Origin of the sequence: Kitasatospora sp. NPDC091257, from assembly GCF_044757675.1 — a bacterium.
Classification (GTDB): Bacteria; Actinomycetota; Actinomycetes; order Streptomycetales; family Streptomycetaceae; genus Kitasatospora; species Kitasatospora lactacystinica.
On record NZ_JBIVVI010001746.1, the window covers coordinates 1 to 1312 of the forward strand.

A 1312-nucleotide genomic window follows, 5' to 3' on the forward strand; every position below is an offset into this window, starting at 1 on the left:
GTGTGACAGGGCGGAGGCGGGGCCTTGCCCGCGGCTGTTCACCGCTGTGACCCGCACCCTGGCATGGTCCGCTTCGATCTGCGCGACGCGGTCGGCGGGGATGGTCAGTGACGTCGAGGTGCCGGGCACGGTTCCCAGGACGGTTTCGGTACCGGCAGGGTTGCTGGGATCGTGGTCCACGGTCACCACGTACTCCTCGATGGCGCTGCCGCCGTCGGAGGGAGCGGTCCAGGTGACGGTCGAGCCGTCCGGGCTGATCGCGGGCTTCTTGGGGGCACCCGGCAGGCTCGCCCCGTGGTGGACGGCCGCCCGAACGGTGGCCGGCGGGCAGGTGGGCGTGCCGGCGGTGGTGGCGGTGACCAGGTCGACGTACTGGCCGGGGCGCGGGTGCGGCGGGGTGTAGAGGCCGCTCTGGTCGACGGTGCCCAGCGATCCGGGTGCCATGGACCAGGTGACCGCCTGTACACCGTCAGCGAGGGGCACAGCACGACCGCGTACACCGTCACGCAGGTCGCCGGCTTGATGGTCAGCAGCGGATCGCGCCGCGTCTCGTGCTTGTAGGCGATGCCCAGTTTGCCCTCGATCGACGCCTTGGCGGTCGCTGTCGCGGTGAAGTCGGAGGTGAGGGTGTAGCCGCGGGGATCCACCGCGTAGTAGTTGGGATCGCGTTCGAGTCCGGCGGTGGCCGACCAGTCCATCGGCCGGGATCCACGCCCGGGCGGTTCCCTTCCCTGAACGGCACCACGTCAGCCTCCGGCTCCGCCCACCCAGGTGTCCAATACGAACGCGACGACATCGACCTCGCCCTCCTGACAACGGAACGCCTCGTCGCGGTCGTCCCCACCGACCACCCCGCCGCCGGGAACGGCCGGGTGAACGCGGCGGCGCTCGCCGCCGACCCCCTGATCCTGTTCCCGCGCTCGGCGGGAGCCCACGCCTTCGAGGTGAACACCCAGCCCATCCGGGACACCGGCAACGATGTCCGGGTCGCCCAGGAGTGCTCCAACTGGCACACCATCATCATGTTCGTCGCGCCGGCCTCGGCGTCACCATCGCCCTCCACAGCGTCACCGCGCTGCTCCCCGCGGGCGCACGGCGCCTCGAACTCGACGGGCCGCCCGCCGTGAGCCGGGTCCTTCTGGCCACCCGCCGGGGAGACGACCGTCCCCTCGTGCGGGCGTTCACCGCGGCGTCCGACTCCGTGGCGGGCCGGGGCGAACGGTCGAACGACGGTGCAGTGTCTGCCCGTTGAGGGGTCAGGCCGTGCGGCCGCCGTCTGCCCGGGTCAGGGGTTCCTCGGGGGTTCCTCAGG

Annotated in this window: 2 protein-coding genes; one reads left to right on the forward strand and one right to left on the reverse strand. The window is 72.0% G+C overall.

Annotation, left to right across the window (positions count from 1 at the left end; translation table 11 throughout):
* On the reverse strand, positions 1-444 hold a 444-nt coding region (locus ACIQOV_RS41720; protein ID WP_401056400.1), incomplete at its 3' end, for a fibronectin type III domain-containing protein.
* A gap of 107 nt (positions 445-551) precedes the next feature.
* On the opposite strand from ACIQOV_RS41720, the gene ACIQOV_RS41725 reads away from it, so the two are divergent.
* Positions 552-1127, forward strand: a complete 576-nt coding sequence (locus tag ACIQOV_RS41725) for a LysR substrate-binding domain-containing protein (protein WP_401056402.1) — start codon at positions 552-554, stop codon at positions 1125-1127.
* Positions 1128-1312: the final 185 nt, after the last annotated feature.